The organism is Rhizobium sp. BT-226 (assembly GCF_025847085.2).
GTDB classification, from domain to species: domain Bacteria; phylum Pseudomonadota; class Alphaproteobacteria; order Rhizobiales; family Rhizobiaceae; genus Rhizobium; species Rhizobium sophorae.
On record NZ_JAOYTI010000002.1, the window covers coordinates 1054540 to 1072651 of the forward strand.

Annotated in this window: 15 protein-coding genes; 5 read left to right on the plus strand and 10 right to left on the minus strand. The window is 61.7% G+C overall.

Annotated elements, in window-relative coordinates; translation table 11 throughout:
* The 5 genes from OIU37_RS15420 to OIU37_RS15440 all read right to left on the minus strand — a co-directional run bounded on the left by OIU37_RS15420 (window position 1) and on the right by OIU37_RS15440 (window position 5603).
* Complete coding sequence (locus OIU37_RS15420; protein WP_138334326.1) at window positions 1-819, minus strand: ABC transporter permease; 819 nt, start codon at window positions 817-819, stop codon at window positions 1-3.
* Window positions 820-822: 3 nt separating this feature from the next.
* A complete protein-coding gene (locus tag OIU37_RS15425; protein ID WP_129417974.1) occupies window positions 823-1734 on the minus strand; it encodes an ABC transporter permease subunit in 912 nt (303 codons plus the stop codon).
* A gap of 4 nt (window positions 1735-1738) precedes the next feature.
* On the minus strand, window positions 1739-2881 hold the full coding sequence (locus OIU37_RS15430; RefSeq protein WP_003545607.1) for an ABC transporter ATP-binding protein: 1143 nt from the start codon (window positions 2879-2881) through the stop codon (window positions 1739-1741).
* Between the two features lie 89 nt (window positions 2882-2970).
* Window positions 2971-4068, minus strand: coding sequence for a polyamine ABC transporter substrate-binding protein (locus OIU37_RS15435; RefSeq protein ID WP_168310465.1), 1098 nt, complete (start codon window positions 4066-4068; stop codon window positions 2971-2973).
* Window positions 4069-4193: 125 nt separating this feature from the next.
* Entirely contained in the window at window positions 4194-5603 is a 1410-nt protein-coding gene (locus OIU37_RS15440; RefSeq protein ID WP_168310466.1) for a short-chain fatty acyl-CoA regulator family protein, read from the minus strand.
* Between the two features lie 189 nt (window positions 5604-5792).
* On the opposite strand from OIU37_RS15440, the gene aceA reads away from it, so the two are divergent.
* Window positions 5793-7082 (plus strand): isocitrate lyase, encoded by a 1290-nt coding sequence (aceA, locus tag OIU37_RS15445; RefSeq protein ID WP_264258006.1) that lies wholly within the window; start codon window positions 5793-5795, stop codon window positions 7080-7082.
* Between the two features lie 21 nt (window positions 7083-7103).
* A complete protein-coding gene (locus OIU37_RS15450; RefSeq protein ID WP_168310468.1) occupies window positions 7104-7340 on the plus strand; it encodes a hypothetical protein in 237 nt (78 codons plus the stop codon).
* A 142-nt stretch (window positions 7341-7482) separates the two neighbouring features.
* Here OIU37_RS15450 and OIU37_RS15455 read toward each other — a convergent pair whose 3' ends face one another.
* Entirely contained in the window at window positions 7483-8352 is an 870-nt protein-coding gene (locus OIU37_RS15455; protein WP_168314425.1) for a LysR family transcriptional regulator, read from the minus strand.
* 90 nt (window positions 8353-8442) lie between these two features.
* Here OIU37_RS15455 and OIU37_RS15460 point away from each other — a divergent pair, with 90 nt between their 5' ends.
* Window positions 8443-8679 (plus strand): hypothetical protein, encoded by a 237-nt coding sequence (locus OIU37_RS15460; RefSeq protein ID WP_264258007.1) that lies wholly within the window; start codon window positions 8443-8445, stop codon window positions 8677-8679.
* On the opposite strand, the gene OIU37_RS15465 is transcribed toward OIU37_RS15460, so the two are convergent.
* The 4 genes from OIU37_RS15465 to OIU37_RS15480 all read right to left on the minus strand — a co-directional run bounded on the left by OIU37_RS15465 (window position 8652) and on the right by OIU37_RS15480 (window position 15164).
* Window positions 8652-10499 (minus strand): methyl-accepting chemotaxis protein, encoded by a 1848-nt coding sequence (locus OIU37_RS15465; protein ID WP_168314427.1) that lies wholly within the window; start codon window positions 10497-10499, stop codon window positions 8652-8654. The genes OIU37_RS15460 and OIU37_RS15465 overlap by 28 nt on opposite strands.
* A gap of 242 nt (window positions 10500-10741) precedes the next feature.
* A complete protein-coding gene (locus OIU37_RS15470; RefSeq protein WP_168314428.1) occupies window positions 10742-13273 on the minus strand; it encodes a HAMP domain-containing methyl-accepting chemotaxis protein in 2532 nt (843 codons plus the stop codon).
* A 312-nt stretch (window positions 13274-13585) separates the two neighbouring features.
* Entirely contained in the window at window positions 13586-13729 is a 144-nt protein-coding gene (locus OIU37_RS15475) for a hypothetical protein (RefSeq protein WP_168310473.1), read from the minus strand.
* 214 nt (window positions 13730-13943) lie between these two features.
* On the minus strand, window positions 13944-15164 hold the full coding sequence (locus tag OIU37_RS15480) for an NAD(P)/FAD-dependent oxidoreductase (RefSeq protein ID WP_264258008.1): 1221 nt from the start codon (window positions 15162-15164) through the stop codon (window positions 13944-13946).
* Window positions 15165-15252: 88 nt separating this feature from the next.
* Here OIU37_RS15480 and OIU37_RS15485 point away from each other — a divergent pair, with 88 nt between their 5' ends.
* Both OIU37_RS15485 and OIU37_RS15490 read left to right on the plus strand, forming a co-directional pair.
* Window positions 15253-16689 carry a glutamine synthetase family protein gene (locus tag OIU37_RS15485; protein WP_168310475.1) on the plus strand — a complete coding sequence of 479 codons (1437 nt, stop codon included), beginning with the start codon at window positions 15253-15255 and terminating at the stop codon, window positions 16687-16689.
* Window positions 16690-16699: 10 nt separating this feature from the next.
* On the plus strand, window positions 16700-17998 hold the full coding sequence (locus OIU37_RS15490; protein ID WP_264258009.1) for an FAD-binding oxidoreductase: 1299 nt from the start codon (window positions 16700-16702) through the stop codon (window positions 17996-17998).
* Window positions 17999-18112: the final 114 nt, after the last annotated feature.

Here is an 18112-nt window from a genome sequence, read left to right on the forward strand (position 1 = left end):
TCAGGCGCCGGCGGCTGCCGCACGCTCGTCCCGCTGGCGCTGGATTTCACGGCGCTTGGTGACGATCGAGGCGCAGATGACACCAACGGTCACGATCGCGATCAGGATCGTGCACACCGCATTGATTTCCGGCGTCACACCGAGGCGCACCTGACTGTAGATCCTCATCGGCAGCGTGGTGGCGCCTGGCCCTGACGTGAAACTGGCGATCACCAGATCGTCGAGCGACAGGGTGAAGGCAAGGATCCAGCCGGAAAGCACAGCCGGCGCGATGATCGGCAGGGTGATCTCGAAGAAAGTCCGCACCGGCGGCGCGCCGAGATCCTGCGCCGCTTCCTCGATCGATTGATCGAAGCTCAACAGGCGCGACTGCACGACGACGGCGACGAAGCACATGGTCAGCGTCGTATGCGCGAGCGTGATCGTCCAGAAGCCGCGGTCGAAACCGATCGCGACGAAGAGCAGCAGCAGCGACAGGCCGGTGATGACGTCAGGCATGACGAGCGGCGCGTAGATCATGCCCGAAAACAGCATGCGACCACGAAAGCGCGTGTAGCGCACCAGCGTCAGCGCCGCCATCGTGCCGAGGATGGTTGCGGCCGTTGCCGACAGCAGGCCGACACGGATCGTCACCCAGGCGGCGTCGAGCAGGCCCTGGTTCGAGAGCAGCGAGACATACCACTTGGTGGAGAAGCCGCCCCAGACGGTGACGAGCTTCGATTCGTTGAAGGAGAAGATCACCAGCAGCACGATCGGCAGGTAGAGAAAGGCAAAGCCGAGCGTGACGGAGATGATGTTGAAACGGGTCCATCTCAGCATGACTTATTTCCCCCGCTCTTCAGCCTTGGCCTGGGCGTTCTGGAAGAAAACGATCGGGATCACCAGGATCATCAGCAGGATCGTTGCTACCGCCGAGGAGACCGGCCAATCGCGGTTGGCATTGAATTCGTTCCAGAGCGTCTTGCCGATCATCAGCGTCTGCGAACCGCCGAGCAGGTCGGGAATGACGAATTCACCGACGGCGGGGATGAAGACCAGCATGCAGCCAGCCACCACGCCGGGGATCGACAGCGGAAAGGTGACGCGCCAGAAGGCCTTGATCGGCGTGCAACCAAGATCCTGCGCCGCTTCGATGAGCGTACCGTCCATCTTTTCCAGAGCCGAATAGAGCGGCAACACCATGAAGGGCAGATAGGAATAGACGATGCCGATATAGACGGCGGTATTGGTGTTGAGGATGATCAGCGGGCTGTCGATGATGTGCAGCGACAGAAGAAGCTGGTTAAAAAGCCCTTCCGGCTTCAGGATCGCGATCCAGGAATAAACGCGGATCAGGAAGCTTGTCCAGAACGGCAGGATGACCAGCATCACCAGCGTCGGGCGGATGGTGCGCGGCGCCTGTGCCATGCCATAGGCAATCGGATAGGCGATCAGCAGTGTGAGGAAGGTGGAGATTCCGGCAATCACCACGCTCGAGACATAGGCATTGAAATAGAGCGAGTCTTCGGTGAGGTAGCTGTAGTTGTCGAAGGAGAGCTCTCCGATCTTGCTCCAGAGCCCTGCCCAACCGTCGGCAAGCGAGAAGACCGGCTCGTAAGGCGGCATGGCGATCGCCGTCGTCGACAGCGAGATGCGGAAGACGATGAAGAAGGGCGCCAGGAAGAAGAGCAGCAGCCAAGTATAGGGGATGGCGATGACGAGGCGATTGTAGAGGCCGGAGGTGAGCTTGCCCATGATGTCAATCCTTCAGCAGAATGCCGGCGTTCTCATCGAAAGAGACCCAGACTTCCTGATCGTAGGTGAAGGGGTCGTCGACGGAGCGCTGCGCATTGAGGGACGAGGCCTTGACGATAGTGCCGCTCTGCAATTTCACATGGAAGACGGTCATGTCGCCGAGATAGGCGATATCCCAGAGTTCGCCTCTCGCGGCGTTGACCGAAGCGTTGGCGGGAGGCGTACGCCCGACCCGCATCTTTTCCGGCCGGATGGCGAAGCCGACGGCGCTGCCGGCCGAGGGCGTCTCGGCAGCGGCGACGCGCACGCTGAAGCCGCTGTCGATTGATATCTCGATGGTGCCGTTGCCCGATGAGGCGACCTTGCCGTCGAAGATGTTCACGTCGCCGATGAAATCCGCGACGAAGCGGGAATTCGGCGCCTCGTAGATCTCCGCCGGCGTCGCTACCTGCACGACCTTGCCGTGGCTCATGACGGCGATCCGGTCGGCCATGGTCATCGCCTCTTCCTGGTCATGGGTGACGACGACGAAGGTGAGGCCGAGGTTCTGCTGCAGGTCCATCAGCTCGAACTGGGTTTCCTCGCGCAGCTTCTTGTCGAGCGCGCCGAGCGGTTCGTCGAGCAGCAGCACCTTCGGGCGCTTGGCAAGCGAGCGGGCCAGCGCCACGCGCTGGCGCTGGCCGCCGGAAAGCTGGTTCGGCTTGCGGGAGGCGAACTGCTCCAGCTTGACTAGCTTCAGCATCTGCGAGACGCGCTCGGCCATCTCGTCCTTCGACATGCCGTCCTGCCTCAGGCCGAAAGCGATATTCTTCTCGACCGTCATGTGCGGGAAAAGCGCATAGGACTGGAACATCATGTTGACCGGCCGCCTGTAGGGCGGCGTGCCGGCCATGTCGGTGCCGTCGAGCACGATTTCGCCCGAGGTCGGCTGTTCGAAACCGGCGAGCATGCGCAGCAGCGTCGACTTGCCGCAACCCGAAGCGCCGAGCAGCGCGAAGAACTCGCGGTGATAGATGTTCAGCGACAGATCGTCGACGGCGGTAAAATCGCCAAAGCGCTTGGTGACATTCTTGAAAGCAATGAAGGGTTTTGCAGACGGATCGGTCCAAGGCGCAAAAGCGCGGCGGATATTGCCGAGAGACTTCATATTATTCCCCGAAATACAAGGTTCTGCCGGCCTCCACCCCGGCCGGTAATTGAAAGGCCCGGACGTTTCCGTCCGGGCCTTAGGCTGAATTACTGGCCGGTGACGACCTTCGTCCAGAGGCGCGTCCCCAGACGCTGCGTTTTCGGATCCCACGGCTTAACCGTGAAGAGGTTCTTCATCACCTCTTCGGTCGGATAGATCGCCGGGTCTTCCAGAATCTCCTTGCTGACGAACTGCTGCGAAGCCTTGTTGCCGTTGGCATAGAAGGTGTGGTCGCTCGCCTTGGCGATGACCTCAGGCTTCATCATGTAGTTCAGGAACTCGTGCGCTTCCGCGACATGGGGCGCATCGGCGGGGATAGCCATCATGTCGAACCACATCTGGGCGCCCTGCGAGGGAATCGAATAATTGACCTCGACGCCGTTCTTGGCTTCGGCCGCACGATCGCGAGCCTGCAGCATGTCGCCCGAATAGCCGAAGGCGATGCAGATGTCGCCGTTGGCAAGCGCATTGATGTATTCGGACGAGTGGAACTTACGGATATTGGGGCGGACGGCCGTCAGCAGATCTTCGGCCTTCTTGAAATCCTCAGCCTTTGTGGAGTTCGGGTCGAGGCCTAGATAACGGAACGCGGTGGAGATGACGTCCTTCGGCGTGTCGAGAACGTAGATGCCGCAATCCTTGAACTTTTCGGCGACCTTCGGATCGAAGATCACTTCGAGGCCGGGCTTGACATCTGGACCGAGGATTTCAGCGACCTTCTTGACGTTGTAGCCGATGCCGTCCGTACCCCACATGTAATCGACCGCGTGTTCATTACCCGCGTCATATTCGGCGGTGCGCTGCTGGATCACATCCCACATGTTGGAAAGGTTCGGCAGTTTCGACTTGTCGAGCTTCTGGAAGACGCCGGCCTGGATCTGGCGCTGCAGGAAGTCGGCGGTGGGAACGACGACGTCATAACCCGTGCCGCCGGCAAGCAGCTTGGTTTCCACGGTCTCGTTGGAATCGAAGGTGTCGTAGACAACCTTGATGCCGGTTTCCTTGGTGAAGTCGGTCAGGATGGAGTCGTCGATATAATCCGACCAATTGTAAACGTTGACCACGCGCTCCTGCGCATAGGCCGGCGCGGCAGCAAGGACTGCGGTAACGGCGGCGGCCGTCACGCATAGGATGGTTGACCTCATGACTTCTCCTGTTTGTTCAAAGATTCCGCACCCGGGGCATCTTTTCCCTCTGGTTTTCGACGCAGACTAAGAAGGAATTTCACAGCCCACAAGCGTAAAATCCTGCGCCCTCAATGATTTCACAATCACTGGAAATCGAAGGCGCTGAGGCCTGCCACCATCTCGTCGAGCCCGAGCGGTCTCGTCACCGGCGGCTCGGCGCGGGAAAGGCAGCCGCGCCGCTCGCAGAGGCGACAGGCCGGACCGACCGCGACCGGCTCGAGCGCCATCGCCTGCCCATAGACCACGCCGTCGCCAAGGGCGGCATCGCAGCCGATCAGGATCGCGGTGCGCCTGACCCTTTCGCCGAATTCGACGCTCGGTCCCTCCAGGGTGCGGGCAACCGTCAGAAAGGATGCGCCGTCAGGCATGACGACCGTTTCGGCGAGGATCTGGCCCGGCTGCAGGAAGGCGGCATGGATATTGAGCTTCGGACAGCCACCGCCGAAACGGGCCTGCGGAAAACCTTGGGCGCCTGCCCTGCGCAGCCGGTGGCCGGCGGCATCGATCTCCATCAGGAAGAAGGGAATGGCGGCCGCCCCGGGACGCTGCAGCATGGCAAGCCTCGCGGCCGCTTGGCCGAAGGAGACGCCGAAGCGCGCACGCAGAATATCAATATCGTAGCGCGTCGCCTTCGCCGCCGAAAGAAAGGCCTCGTAAGGCATTGCGAGCGCGAGCGCAGCGATACGGGCAAGCTCGAAGCGAGCGATGCGGCGTGCCTCGGCGGAGGAGAGCGAGAGATCGGCGAGTTCGGCATCGATTGCCGGCAGCAAAGCCAGAGTCGCGGCCTCGATTGATATCTCATGCGCACGGTCGGCCTGTGACAGGCGCTCCGAGATGAAAAGCCGCATCGAATGGCGATCGAAACGGCGGCGCAGATCCGGCATGACGTGGACGGGCAGGACACGTACCGCGATGCCGCGCTCGGAACGCAACCAGTCCTTCAGCCCGGCGGCAAGATCGAGGCCGCCGGGGAGCGTTGCAGCAAAGGCTTCCGCCGCCGTCTCGATCTGTCCGAAATAACCGGACCTGCGCTCCAGCGTCTCGCGCACTTCGTCCAGCGGCAAGCGGCCGGCGGCGACCGGCGCATGCCCTTCGGCGGCCATCAGCGCCGTCAGATCGGACAGCCTTGCCGCCTGCTCGCGATAGGCGCGGTAGAGCTTGATCATGCCGCTCGCGGCGTTGGGTGCGGCCTCGGCCACCTCTACCAACTCCTGATCACCCGGCAGCTCGCCCGAAAGCAGCGGATCGGCAAAAACCTCCTTGAGTTGGCCGAGACTGCCGCCGCTCTGTCCCCGCAACTCTTCCAGATCGACCCTGTAGACGCTTGCAAGCTTGAGAAGGAGCTGCACCGTCAACGGCCGCTGGTTTCGCTCTATCAGGTTCAGGTAGGACGGCGATATTTCAAGCGCTTCGGCCATGGCGGTCTGCGTCAGTGCCAGCGCATTGCGGATGCGCCTGACTTTCGGGCCTGCGAATATCTTTCGTTCCGCCATGTCACACCATTTGACAGGAAGGAGCGCTCATATTTACAAAATTTTACAAATTCACAGCGCCGCTCTGTCAATACTCCTCATCTTAACCTCTTTCCAGGCAGGAAATCAAAGGTTTTTCTGGTCAAAGCGCGTCATATTGTCAATCTTGTCACGCAGCACCTTTGTCGGGCTTTTAGTGAGGAGAGCAGCATGACCGATTTTTACAAACTTGTCCCCAACACATCGGCTGGTCGTTTCGACGGCATCGAGAGACCCTACTCGGCCGATGACGTGCAGCGGCTGCGGGGCTCGGTGGCGCTGCGCCACACGCTGGCTGAAATGGGGGCGGACCGGTTGTGGCGGCTTCTGCATCAGGAGGATTTCGTCAATGCGCTCGGCGCACTTTCCGGCAACCAGGCGATGCAGATGGTGCGCGCCGGGCTGAAGGCGATCTATCTCTCCGGCTGGCAGGTGGCGGCCGATGCCAATACGGCATCGGCGATGTATCCCGACCAGTCCCTCTATCCGGCCAATGCCGGTCCGGAACTGGCCAAACGCATCAACCGCACGCTGCAACGCGCGGATCAGATCGAGACCTCGGAAGCCCAGGGACTTTCCGTCGACACTTGGTTCGCGCCGATCGTTGCCGATGCGGAAGCCGGTTTCGGCGGGCCGCTCAACGCCTTCGAGATCATGAAGGCCTATATCGAGGCGGGTGCCGCTGGCGTTCACTTCGAGGACCAGCTCGCCTCGGAGAAGAAATGCGGCCATCTCGGCGGCAAGGTGCTGATCCCAACTGCGGCCCATATCCGCAATCTCGACGCCGCCCGGCTTGCCGCCGACGTCATGGGCGTTGCGACGCTGGTCATCGCCCGCACCGATGCGGAAGCGGCAAAGCTCCTGACATCCGACATCGACGAGCGCGACCAGCCCTTCGTCGACTACGATGCCGGCCGCACGGTCGAAGGTTTCTATCAGGTGCGAAACGGCATCGAGCCGTGCATCGCGCGCGCCATCGCTTATGCGCCGCATTGCGATCTCATCTGGTGCGAGACCTCCAAGCCGGACCTCGAGCAGGCGCGGCGCTTTGCCGAAGGCGTGCACAAGGTCCATCCCGGCAAGCTGCTCGCCTATAATTGCTCGCCTTCCTTCAATTGGAAGAAGAACCTCGACGAGGCGACGATCGCGAAGTTCCAGCGCGAGCTCGGCGCGATGGGCTACAAGTTCCAGTTCATCACGCTCGCCGGCTTCCACCAGCTGAATTACGGCATGTACGAACTGGCGCGCGGCTACAAGCAGCGGCAGATGTCGGCCTATTCCGAGCTGCAGCAGGCGGAATTCGCCGCCGAGGTCAATGGCTATACCGCCACCAAACATCAGCGCGAGGTCGGCACCGGCTATTTCGACGCCGTGTCGCTCGCCATCACCGGCGGCCGGTCTTCGACCACGGCGATGCACGATTCAACTGAACATGCGCAGTTCAAGCCGGCTGCGGAATAACCCGAAAAGGAGGAGAAGATCATGGCATCCATTACACGCGTCCGGGAACGGGCCGAAGAGCAGACGACCAGCATGAGCGAGGATCAGCAGACGACGATCCGCATGCTCGCCAACGACCTGCATCGGTTGAACCAATCGGTCATGAAAGCCGTCGAGGCCGGCGTCTCGGTCGAACTGGTGCGCTCGGCCCGTCATCACGGCGGCGACGGCAATTGGGGCGACCTGCTGATCCCGATCGTCGTCACCAACCGGCATTGACCAAAGCCGACCGGCGCTGGGGCCTATGACGCTGGCCCGCTTCGTCAATCGCCGCGCGACCTATCGGACGCGCGGCGCTTTACTGTCTCCAGTTGATGCAGCCGTGGTCCCAAAACCGCTGCACAGGTTTAGGCGACTTGCTTCAGCCGCGGCTCGGTCGTTTTCCGGCGAAGAGATCGGCATAACTTTTGATCAGCTTGGTCATGCGGTCGGCGACCGTGCGGATCTCCGGGCGGTGGCGGTCCTCGGCATTCATGACGATCCATTGCCGGTGGCGCAATTCCGGCAACTCGCCGCCCTGCCGCTGTAATTCGGGATGGAGATCGCCGACGAAACAGGGAAGCACCGTCTTGCCGGCACCGGCGCGCACCAGATCCGGCAGCGAACGCGGCCGATTGACGGTGGCAACGATCGCCGTCCCGGCATGGGCGTGCGGCCAGCGCAGATAGGCCGATATCGCCTCTTCCTCAGCGACGGCAATCCAGCGCTCGTCGGTCTCGGCGGCGTTGCGCCTGATATAGACGGCATAGGCCACCTCCCCGAGCAGACGTGCGGCAAGATTGGCCTCCTCAGGCTCGAAGGCGCGAATACCGATGTCACTCTCGCGATAGGCAAGGCTCGCCCGCGCCTCGCCGATGGTGAGCGAAATGGCGAAGGCATCGCCCGGCATGCGGATTGCTGCGAAATTCTCGGTCAGCAGCCAGGCAAGCCAGGTGCCGGCGGCGACCCTGACGGTCGTGGCGCCCTCGCCGGATTGCCGCCACGCCGCCACCTTGCGGGCGGCGGCCTCCATTTCCTGCAGGTGATCGAGCAGCGCCTGGCCATCTTGGGTCAGACGGTATCCGGTCTGGCTGCGCGAAAACAATGCGCGGCCAATCTCTTGCTCGAGATCGAGCATGCGCCGGCCGACGGTCGCAGGACTGAGCCCGCTTGCGGTGCTCGCCCCCGTCAGCCCGCCGAGCCGGGCGACCTGCAGGAAAAGCTGATAGGAATCCCAACTTGCGTTTTTCATCAATGAAAAACATAGCGGGATTTTTCCCGTTTATAAAGAGAAATTCGACGCCTAGATCAGGTGATGTCTTACACAGGAAAGGACATTGTCATGATCGACATGATCACCATCGCAGGCACTATCGGCTATCGGCATTATCCCCAGCGAAGCGGTTGCAAGGCGGAAGAGGACAGATTCTATGCCGAGTTCGGGAACAATAGCCTCATTGGCTTTACCGCCTGGCTGACGTCGCTCGACCTCAACCTCAGAAAGCGCCGCAAGGCCGCGGCGCAATCCCGCAGCGGCTGCGGCTGCGCGGTTCAGGCGACTCTTCTTGCTCCGAGATGAGCCGGAGCCGATTCTGCAACGATGCGGAACCGCTCGATCAGCGCCATCAGCGTATCGGCCTCGCCGGCAAGCAGGCGGCTTGCCTGCGTCGTCTCGGCAACCATCGCCGCGTTCTTCTGGGTCATCTGGTCCATGGCGTTGACCGAACCGTTGACTTCCTGCAGCGCGGCCGACTGATCTCGGCTGGCGGTGGCGATGGTCTCGACATGGCCGCTGATCGCGATGATCTCCTGGCTGATCGAGGCAAGGACGCTGCCGGTCTTTTGGACCAGTTCGGACCCTGCCGTCACTTCGCGGCTTGATGTCTCGATCAGCGACTTGATCTCGCGCGCCGCATCGGCCGAGCGCTGGGCGAGTTCGCGGACTTCCTGGGCGACGACGGCAAAACCCTTGCCCGCCTCGCCGGCGCGCGCCGCCTCGATGCCGGCATTCAGCGCCAGTAGATTGGTCTGGAAGGCGATGTCGTCGATCACCTCGATGATCTGTTCGATACGCTGCGAAGCCTGCTCGATGCGATCCATGGCGGCGACGGCATCGCCGACGACGGCGCCGGAATTGTCGGCCGTCTTCTTGGTCGCAGCCACGACATTGTTGGCTTCACGGGCACGCTCGGCGGAAGAACGAACCGTCACGGTAATCTCTTCCACCGCGGCCGCAGTCTCCTCGAGGTTGGCCGCCTGCGCCTCGGTGCGTTTCGAAAGCTCGCCGGCAGAGGTGGAGACGGCGCCGCTGTTGCGCTGGATCGTCGCGGCGCTATCACGGATACCGGATAGCGTATCCTGGAGCCGCAAAAGAGAAGCGTTGAAATCGACGCGCAGCTGCTCCAGCCGGCCGACGAAGGGTGTGCCGATCGTCTGCGAGACATCGCCCTGCGACAAGCGCCCGAGGCCGGCGGCAAGCTGGTTGACGGCAAAGTCGATCTGGCCGTCGAGCGAGCGCTTGTCGGCATCGTTCCTGGCCCGTTCGGCATCGCTCAAGGCGCGCTGTTCGGCGGCCTGGGTTTCCAGGTCGCGCCTTGCGCGGGCACTGTCGCGGAAAAGCGCCAGCGCCCGGCCGATATCGCCGAATTCGTTCTTCTTGTCGACACACGGGATCGCCCCTTCGAGATCGCCCCCGGAAATCGCGTGAACGCTCGCGGTCAGCGCCTGCAAGGGCTTCACCGACAGGCGGATCGCATAGAAGGCGACAACACCGACGATCAGCATGACGATGGCGCCAACGCCGAGGACAAGCATCTGCAGCTCATACAGGCGCTGGTAATAGACCTCCATCGGAATGCCGATGAAGAGAATGCCGACATTGGCGCTCGACGCGTTTTTGATGGGGAAGTAACCAGTGATGAACTGGCGGCCGAAAAGCACCGCCGGGCCGTAATAGGCCTCGCCCTTGGCGAGAACCGGCTGGGCGGGGTGTTCGGCGACGAGCTTGGTACCGACGGCGCGGTCGCCGTTTTCCTTCTTGACGTTTGTGGATATGCGGACGTAGTCGCTGCCCTGCTTTTGGAAGATGGTCGCAACACCGGCGATCGACTGCGCCGTGCGGTCGACCAGCGAATGATCGGCAAGGGCCGGAATGGCGTCTTCGGTAACAGCGGAGAGCTGGTTGTCCTTCAGCTCGATCTTTGCCGCCTGATCGGCCGCGCCGTAGAGGACGGCCATGGCGCGGGTGGCTTCCCTCGCATCGGCGACAGCCCCATCCATGACATGGTGGCTCAGATTGTAATAGGTCACGCCGACAATGGCGGCCGTGCTGATCGCCAGCAGAAACAGCGTGATCGCAACGATCTGGCGTACGATCGACGTAGAGAAAAGGCGCAGCATCGAGACCCCCGGTAGATAGACCAAGGTCAAATTAGACTAAAAGCGTTAAGGAAGATTCTCCGTAAATCATGACCGCCGGAGATATTCATCGCCTCATTCCCGGGCGTTTTACGATTATCCCGGCCTGATAGACTGCCCGGCATTCGACCTCTCAAATCTTCTCAGTCGCGGCGCAATTTTTCAGAAATAGGAACGGCCCCGGAAAATCCGGGGCCGTTCGAATAAGAGGGGCCGGTCAACAATCAGGCGGCACGGTAGACCGGCGCGCCGGTGGCTTCGCCGTCGATCTTGAACTGCTGGATGAGCCTGCGTAGCGAATCGGCCTCGTCGGCCAGTTCGCGGCTGGCGGCAGTCGTCTCCTCCACCATGGCGGCGTTCTGCTGGGTCATCTGGTCCATCTGGTTGACCGTCGCGTTGACGCTCTGCAGCGCGTTGGATTGGTCGTGGCTGGCGCGAGCGATCATCTCGACATGCTGGCTGATCGTGACGATCTGGGCGCTGATCTTGGCGAGCACCGTGCCGGTCTCCTGCACGAATTGCGAGCCGGAATTGACCTCGTTGGTCGACTTGTTGATTAGCCCCTTGATCTCCTGCGCCGCGGCGGCAGAGCGCTGGGCCAGTTCGCGGACCTCCATCGCGACCACCGCGAAGCCTTTGCCGGCTTCACCGGCGCGCGCTGCCTCGATGCCGGCGTTGAGTGCCAGGAGGTTGGTCTGGAAGGCGATCTCGTCGATGACGCCGATGATCTGCTCGATCTGGCGCGAGGCACCTTCGATGCGGCTCATCGCGTCGATAGCATTGCTGACCACGACGGCGGAATCGTCGGCGCTGCGCTTGGCCTGACGGACGATCTGGTCGGCATCCTTGGCGCGTTCAGCCGACGAGCGAACCGTGACGGTAATCTGGTCGACCGCAGCCGCGGTCTCTTCGAGCGAGGCTGCCTGCTGTTCGGTGCGCTTGGAGAGGTCCTCGGCCGACTGGGCCATCTGGTTGCCGTTGCCCTGGATCAGCTCGACATTGTCGCGGATCTGGCTCATCGTCGCCTGCAGGCGCATCATCGAACCGTTGAAATCCTGGCGAAGCTGTTCGAGACGGCCGATGAAGGGCGTTCCGATCGTCGTCGAGATATCGCCCTGCGACATGCGTTCGAGGCCTGCGGCAAGCGCGTTGACCGCGAATTCGATCTGACGATCCATCTCGCGCTTTTCGGCGTCGTTGCGCTGGCGCTCGTGTTCGGCGGCGGCGCGTTCCTCGTCGCTCTGCTCCTCGATGCGGATCTTCGAGATGGCGTTTTCCTTGAAGATGCCGAGCGCGCGAGCCATGTCGCCGATTTCATCGTGGCGCTGCTCGCCGGAGATGCTGGTTTCCAGCGCCCCTTCGGCAATGCGGCGCATGGCGGCGGTGATCTGGCTGATCGGGCGCTGCAGCGTCAGCACAAGGGCAATGCCGCCGAGGATCGACAGAAGGATGCCGAGGCCGGTGGTCATGACGGAGATGCTGTTTGCCTGGGTGCGCTCGGTGCCGGCCGTCTGCTTCTGCAGTTCGGCAAAATCGGTCAGCTTTTTCCAGATCTGGTCAAGCTCCTGGCGGGCCGCGGCATAGGCCGCGACGCGCTCGCCGATCGTGTCGACGATCTTCGAGCCGCCGCCGGAGATGACGTCCAGCGCCGGCTGGATCGCGCCGGATATGCCTTCGGCAAAGCCCATGCCCTTGGCGCTGGTGACCAGCACCTGCATGTCCTTGCCGAGCGTGCCGGCCTGCTGCTGCAGGCGCACGAGATTTTCCTTGCTGGAATCGGCGAGGAAATCGGAAAGAACGATCTGCAGCGAATAGACGGAATTTTCGAGACGTCTCGTATCCTGCAGGACCGAGTTGGCCTGGGCAATCCGGCCGTCGAGCGCGGCGAATTCCTGCGTCGCGTCACGCATTTTCTGCGTCGCGGTCAACTGCGTATAGGTCGCGGTCTGGCGGAAGCGCGAAACGAGACGGCCGAGTTCGGTGGCGGTCTCGTCGGTCGGATTGGGCGTCTGGGCGATCGTCTTGATGCCGTCGATGGTCGCAGCCAGCGCGTCGACGACATTCTTCTGGTTGCTCGGAACCGAGATGGCAATCAGACGCTGAGATTTGACGATCTCCGGCATCTGTTCGTTGATGAAGGCGATCTTGTCCTGCGGTGTCTGCGGCTTGCTGAAGCCGCTGGCCACGGTGCCGAGAAAATCGCCGCCCTTCAGCAGGCGATCAGCGGTGCGAAGGGTAGCGGTGGCGGCACTCTCATCGCTTTGGACGGTATTTTGCAATTCCTCGGCCTGGTAGGACACAGTGAAGCGGGTGCTGATCACGCTCTTCTGCGCTGCGTCGATCTGCTCATGCAATGCCTGTTCCTGCTCGTGCAGCGCCCAGAGCTTGTCGACGACGCCCGAAATCTCCTTGGTGCGTCGCGATGCCTCCGCAAGGCTGTCGCGGCCGGCGGCCTCGGCGCCGACCTGGCTCAGCGTCTGGTCGAGCACACCTTGCTGGGTCTTCAGATCCGCGATCAGCTTGTCGCGCGCCTGCTGGCTGGTGACGCGCAGGAAATCGTCCATCGAACCGTAGAGATCCTTGAACCCGCTCAACGACTGCAGCACGCTGTTGGATATTTCCATGCGGCCCTGCAGAAGTCCGGAAGCATAGAGGCCCGTCAGGCCCACCGCCGAAATGGTGACGACGAAAGGCAGAACGAAGATCAGAACCTTGGTCTTGATCCTGAAGCGGGAAAGAATCTTGTCAATCAACATGGCGTTCCGGGCCTTTCATACACCACTCCTCCCGCAGGCGGCCACATGGCGCCAGCCGGGTGCACATCGAGCTGTTCTTATTTTACATTGGGGAACCCGGAGGCCAGGCGGCAGTCATTGCCAGTTCACGTCCAAACAACTTGGATATGCCCAAATATTCGCGAGCAATTGTGTCAGATTAGATATTAATTTTCGGATAAGCGGTTATGGTGGGATAAGCCAAGGCCGTGAAATAGTTGCAAGTTATGGGCCGCGACGCCGCGGTGCGACAATGAGCATGTCGCAACGTTGGTTCCAGGTCTGCGGACAGGATCAGATGAAGTGCGAGAGCAGCAGCGCGAGGCTGGCGGCAGTGGCGCCGGCTGCAAGCATCAGATAGCGCAGGGCGACCATCCGGGCGTTCGGCTTTGCCTCGGCAATTGCGATGGCGCGGGCGCGTCGTGCGTTTCTGTCCATGGTCGAAACCTCACTTCTCTCTGACACAACAACAATCCAACAAATCGGCTTGCCGGTAAAGCTTAATTTAGGGACGACCTTACAAACCGCCAATTGAGACAGGATGGCGCACCTCTATTAAGAAGTCTTGAATCGGTATCTCCGGATACTTCCTAGGCATGTCAAAAAATGTGCAGCGGTTTTGGGCCCACGACATGCATCAAAACAAAGAGCTTTAGACGCATTCGCCGGCGGCAAAACCGGAAGCCCAGGCCCACTGGAAATTATAGCCGCCGAGCCAGCCTGTGACGTCGACGCATTCGCCGATGAAATAAAGGCCGGGCACGGCTTTTGCTTCCATGCTGCGGGAATCGAGCGCTGACGTGTCGATGCCGCCGAGCGTCACTTCGGCGGTGCGGTAACCTTCCGAGCCGGACGGTTTAACCACCCAGTTCTGGACGCCGGCGGCAAGACGCAGCAGCGCCTTGTCGGGCAGGTCGGCCATGTTGCCGGAGATCTTTTCGCGCTCGACGAGAAATTGGGCCAGCCGTTTCGGCAGGATATCGCCGAGTGCCGTCTGCGGCGACTGACGGCCATTGATCTGTTTTGCCGTCTTCAGATGGGCCGCGATGTCGATATCCGGTTCGATCGAGACCACGACCTCGTCGCCCTCGCGCCAATAGGAAGAGATCTGCAGGATGGCGGGGCCGCTCAGCCCGCGATGGGTGAAGAGCAGCGCTTCACGGAAGGCGGTCCTGCCGTGGCGGATTTCGGCCGGGGCGGCAATGCCGGCGAGCGGCGCGATGCTTTCCAGCAGGCCGGGATCGAGCGTCAGCGGCACGAGGCCGGGGCGGGTTTCGAGCACGGCCAAGCCGAACTGCTCGGCGAGACGATAGGCAAAGCCGGTGGCGCCCATCTTCGGGATCGACTTGCCGCCGGTGGCGACGATCAGCGACGATGCTTCACAGTGACCTTCGCTCGTCGATACCCGGAAGCCGGCTTCGGTCTTTTCGACGCCGGATATTTCAGTGCCAAGATGCAGCACTGCACCGGCCATGCGCATCTCCGCCAGCAGCATGCGGATGATGTCTTTGGCGCTATCGTCGCAGAAAAGCTGGCCCAGCGTCTTTTCGTGCCAGGCGATGCCGTGGCCGTCGACCATGGCGATGAAATCGGCGGGCGTGAAACGGGCAAGCACCGACTTGCAGAAATGCGGGTTGGCGGAGAGGAAATTCTTCGGTCCGGCATGGATATTGGTGAAATTGCAGCGGCCGCCGCCTGATATGCGGATCTTCTCGCCAGGCGCCCTGGCATGGTCGAGGATGACGACCGAGCGGCCGCGTTTTCCGGCACGGATGGCCGCCATCATGCCCGCCGCTCCGGCGCCGATGATGATAACGTCGCTTTTGCGCTGCAAACCCGTTTCCCCGATCAAACCCGCGTCTTCTTTTTCCATCAAAGGGCGAAAGTCAACGTTTGCCACCCCTCGCCAATTGGCAAAGTCTGGTTATGATGGCGCCACGATCAACGCAAACCGGTGTGTCATGTCCCCAAAAAAGACGACGCTGAAGCCTGCCAGAAACGTACCCGCCTCGAAAAAAACTCCCCCGGAGCCCGGATCCCTGCGCGGCGTTGCGAACTGGAAGGAAGCAGCGCGGTGGCTGAGGGACAGGGGTATCGAAGACATCGAATGCATCACGCCGGACCTTGCCGGCGTTCCGCGCGGCAAGATGATGCCGAGCTCGAAGTTCACCTCGAACACTTCGCTGGCGCTGCCGTCGGCGATCTACCGGCACACGATTTCGGGCGAATATCCCGACGAGACGGAGAGCTTCCGCTATGAGCCGCGCGACAGCGACCTCAAGCTGATGCCCGACCTTTCGACGCTTTCCGTAGTGCCCTGGGAAACCGACCCGACGGCGCAGGTGATCTGCGATATCGTCGATTCGGACGGTGGGGAAGTGCCCTATACGCCGCGCAACGTGCTGAAGCGGATCATGAGCCTCTATCATGAGCGCGGCTGGAAACCGATCGTGGCGCCCGAGATCGAATTCTATCTCGTCGCCAAGAACGACGATCCCGACTATCCGCTGCACCCGCCCAAAGGCCGGTCCGGCCGCTCGATCCTCGGCGGCCAGGGCTATTCGATCGCCGGCATCAACGAGTTCGACGAGCTGATCGACGACGTCTATCATTTTTCGGAGAAGCAGGGGCTGGAGATCGATACGCTGATCCATGAAGAGGGACCGGCGCAGCTCGAGATCAACCTGCGCCACGGCAATCCGATCGAGCTTGCCGACCAGGTGTTCCTGTTCAAGCGGACGATCCGCGAGGCGGCGCTGAAACACGACATCTACGCGACCTTCATGGCCAAGCCGATGCAGGGCCAGCCGGGCTCGGCGATGCATATCCACCAATCGGTGGTCAATATCGAGACCGGCAAGAACATCTTTTCCAACCCCGATGGCTCGGCTTCGAAGGAATTCTTCCACTTCATCGGCGGCATGCAGAAATTCGTGCCGAGCGCGATGGCGATGCTGGCGCCCTATGTGAATTCCTACCGCCGCCTGCAGCCTGATATGTCCTGCCCGGTCAACAATGCCTGGGGTTACGACAACCGAACGACCGCCTTCCGTGTCCCGGTCTCCGATCCGCAGGCGCGGCGCGTGGAAAACCGGCTGCCGAGCTCGGACGCCAATCCCTATCTCGCGCTCGCCGCGTCGCTCGCCTCCGGCCTGCTCGGCATCATGAAGGAGATCGAGCCGACGGCGCCGACCGAGGATTCGGCCAATGAGGGTTCGATCGACCTGCCGCGCGGGCTGCTGGAAGCCGTGGCGCTGCTCGAGGACGAACCCGCCTTCGAGGAGATATTCGGTAAGCAGTTCATCGGCCTTTATGCCGGCGTCAAGCGCGGCGAGTTCGAGACCTTCATGCAGGTGATCAGCCCCTGGGAGCGGGAATTCCTTCTGCTCAACGTGTGAGGGAAGCATCATGGCATCGCAGGAGACGTGGCAGAGCCCGATCGCGCCCGGGCTGTCCTGGTATCAGGCAACCATCGGGGAGCGGCCCGCCTACCCCGCTCTCGACGGATCGAGAACATGCGACGTCGCGATTGTCGGCGGCGGTTATACCGGCCTGCAAGCCGCCTATAATCTTGCCAAGTCAGGCGTTTCAGTGGTCCTGATCGACGCCTGCCGCTTCGGCGACGGGGCGTCCGGGCGCAATGGCGGCCAACTCGGCACCGGTCAGCGATGGTGGCCGGAAGAACTCGAGGAGAAGGTCGGCTACGAACGCTCGAAGGCGCTGTTCGATCTTGCCGAGACGGCCAAGCACCATCTCATCGATTTCGCCCGCGAGCACCAGATCGAGATCGACTATGTGCCCGGCCAGCTCAATGTCGCACACAAGGCGAGCTACAAACGCGACTACTATGAAAATGCTGAAATCGCCGCACAGCGCTACGGCTATCCGCATCTCAGCTTCATGGACGAGGAGGAAACGCAGGAGAGGCTCGGTTCGAAGCGTTTCCATTGCGGCGTGCGCGATGTCGGCACCGGCCACATCCATCCGCTGAAGCTGCTGGTGGGGCTGGCGCGGATCGCCGCCAATGCCGGTGCTGAAATCTTCGAGATGACCAAGGCAACGGCGATCCGCCAAAGCGGCGGCAAGGTGACGATCGAAACCGAAAGGGGGACGATCACCGCTGAGCGGGCTCTGATCGCCTGCAACGGCCATATCGGCGACCTCGAGCCGGTGACGGCGAGCCATGTCATGCCGATCCGCTCCTTCATCGGCGCCACGGCGCCGCTCGACGGGCATCCCGATGTGCTGCCCGGGGGCGAGGCCGTGGCCGATTCGCGCTTCGTCGTGCGCTACTTCCGCAAATTCGGCGACGGCCGCCTGCTGTTCGGCGGGCGCGAGGCCTATACCACGGACAATCCGCGGGACATTTCGCGGCACATCCGCCGGCAGATCGCCGAGATCTATCCGGACCTGAAGGACATCGAGATCACCCATGCCTGGGGCGGCAGCGTCGGCATCACCTTGCCGCGCCAGCCATTCGTGCGCGAGGTCATGCCCGGCGTCATCTCGATCGGCGGTTATTCCGGCCATGGCGTCATGCTGTCAAACTACTGTGGCAAGCTCTACGCGGAAACGGTGCTTGGAAAATCTCGCGATCTCGACCTCTTCACATCGCTTGATATTCCAGCCTTTCCCGGGGGTGCGCGCATGCGGGCGCCGTTGCTTTTCCTCGCCTTGTCGTGGTTTGCGCTTCGCGACAAGTTTTAGTCCGATTGCGGATTTCCTCTTCCGGAAATTCGCTCTAAAACCTGTGCCTGAGAGATTCATTGCACTGCACACTGGCTTTTTTAAATCGATTAGATTAAAAGAGCCGTCAACCAA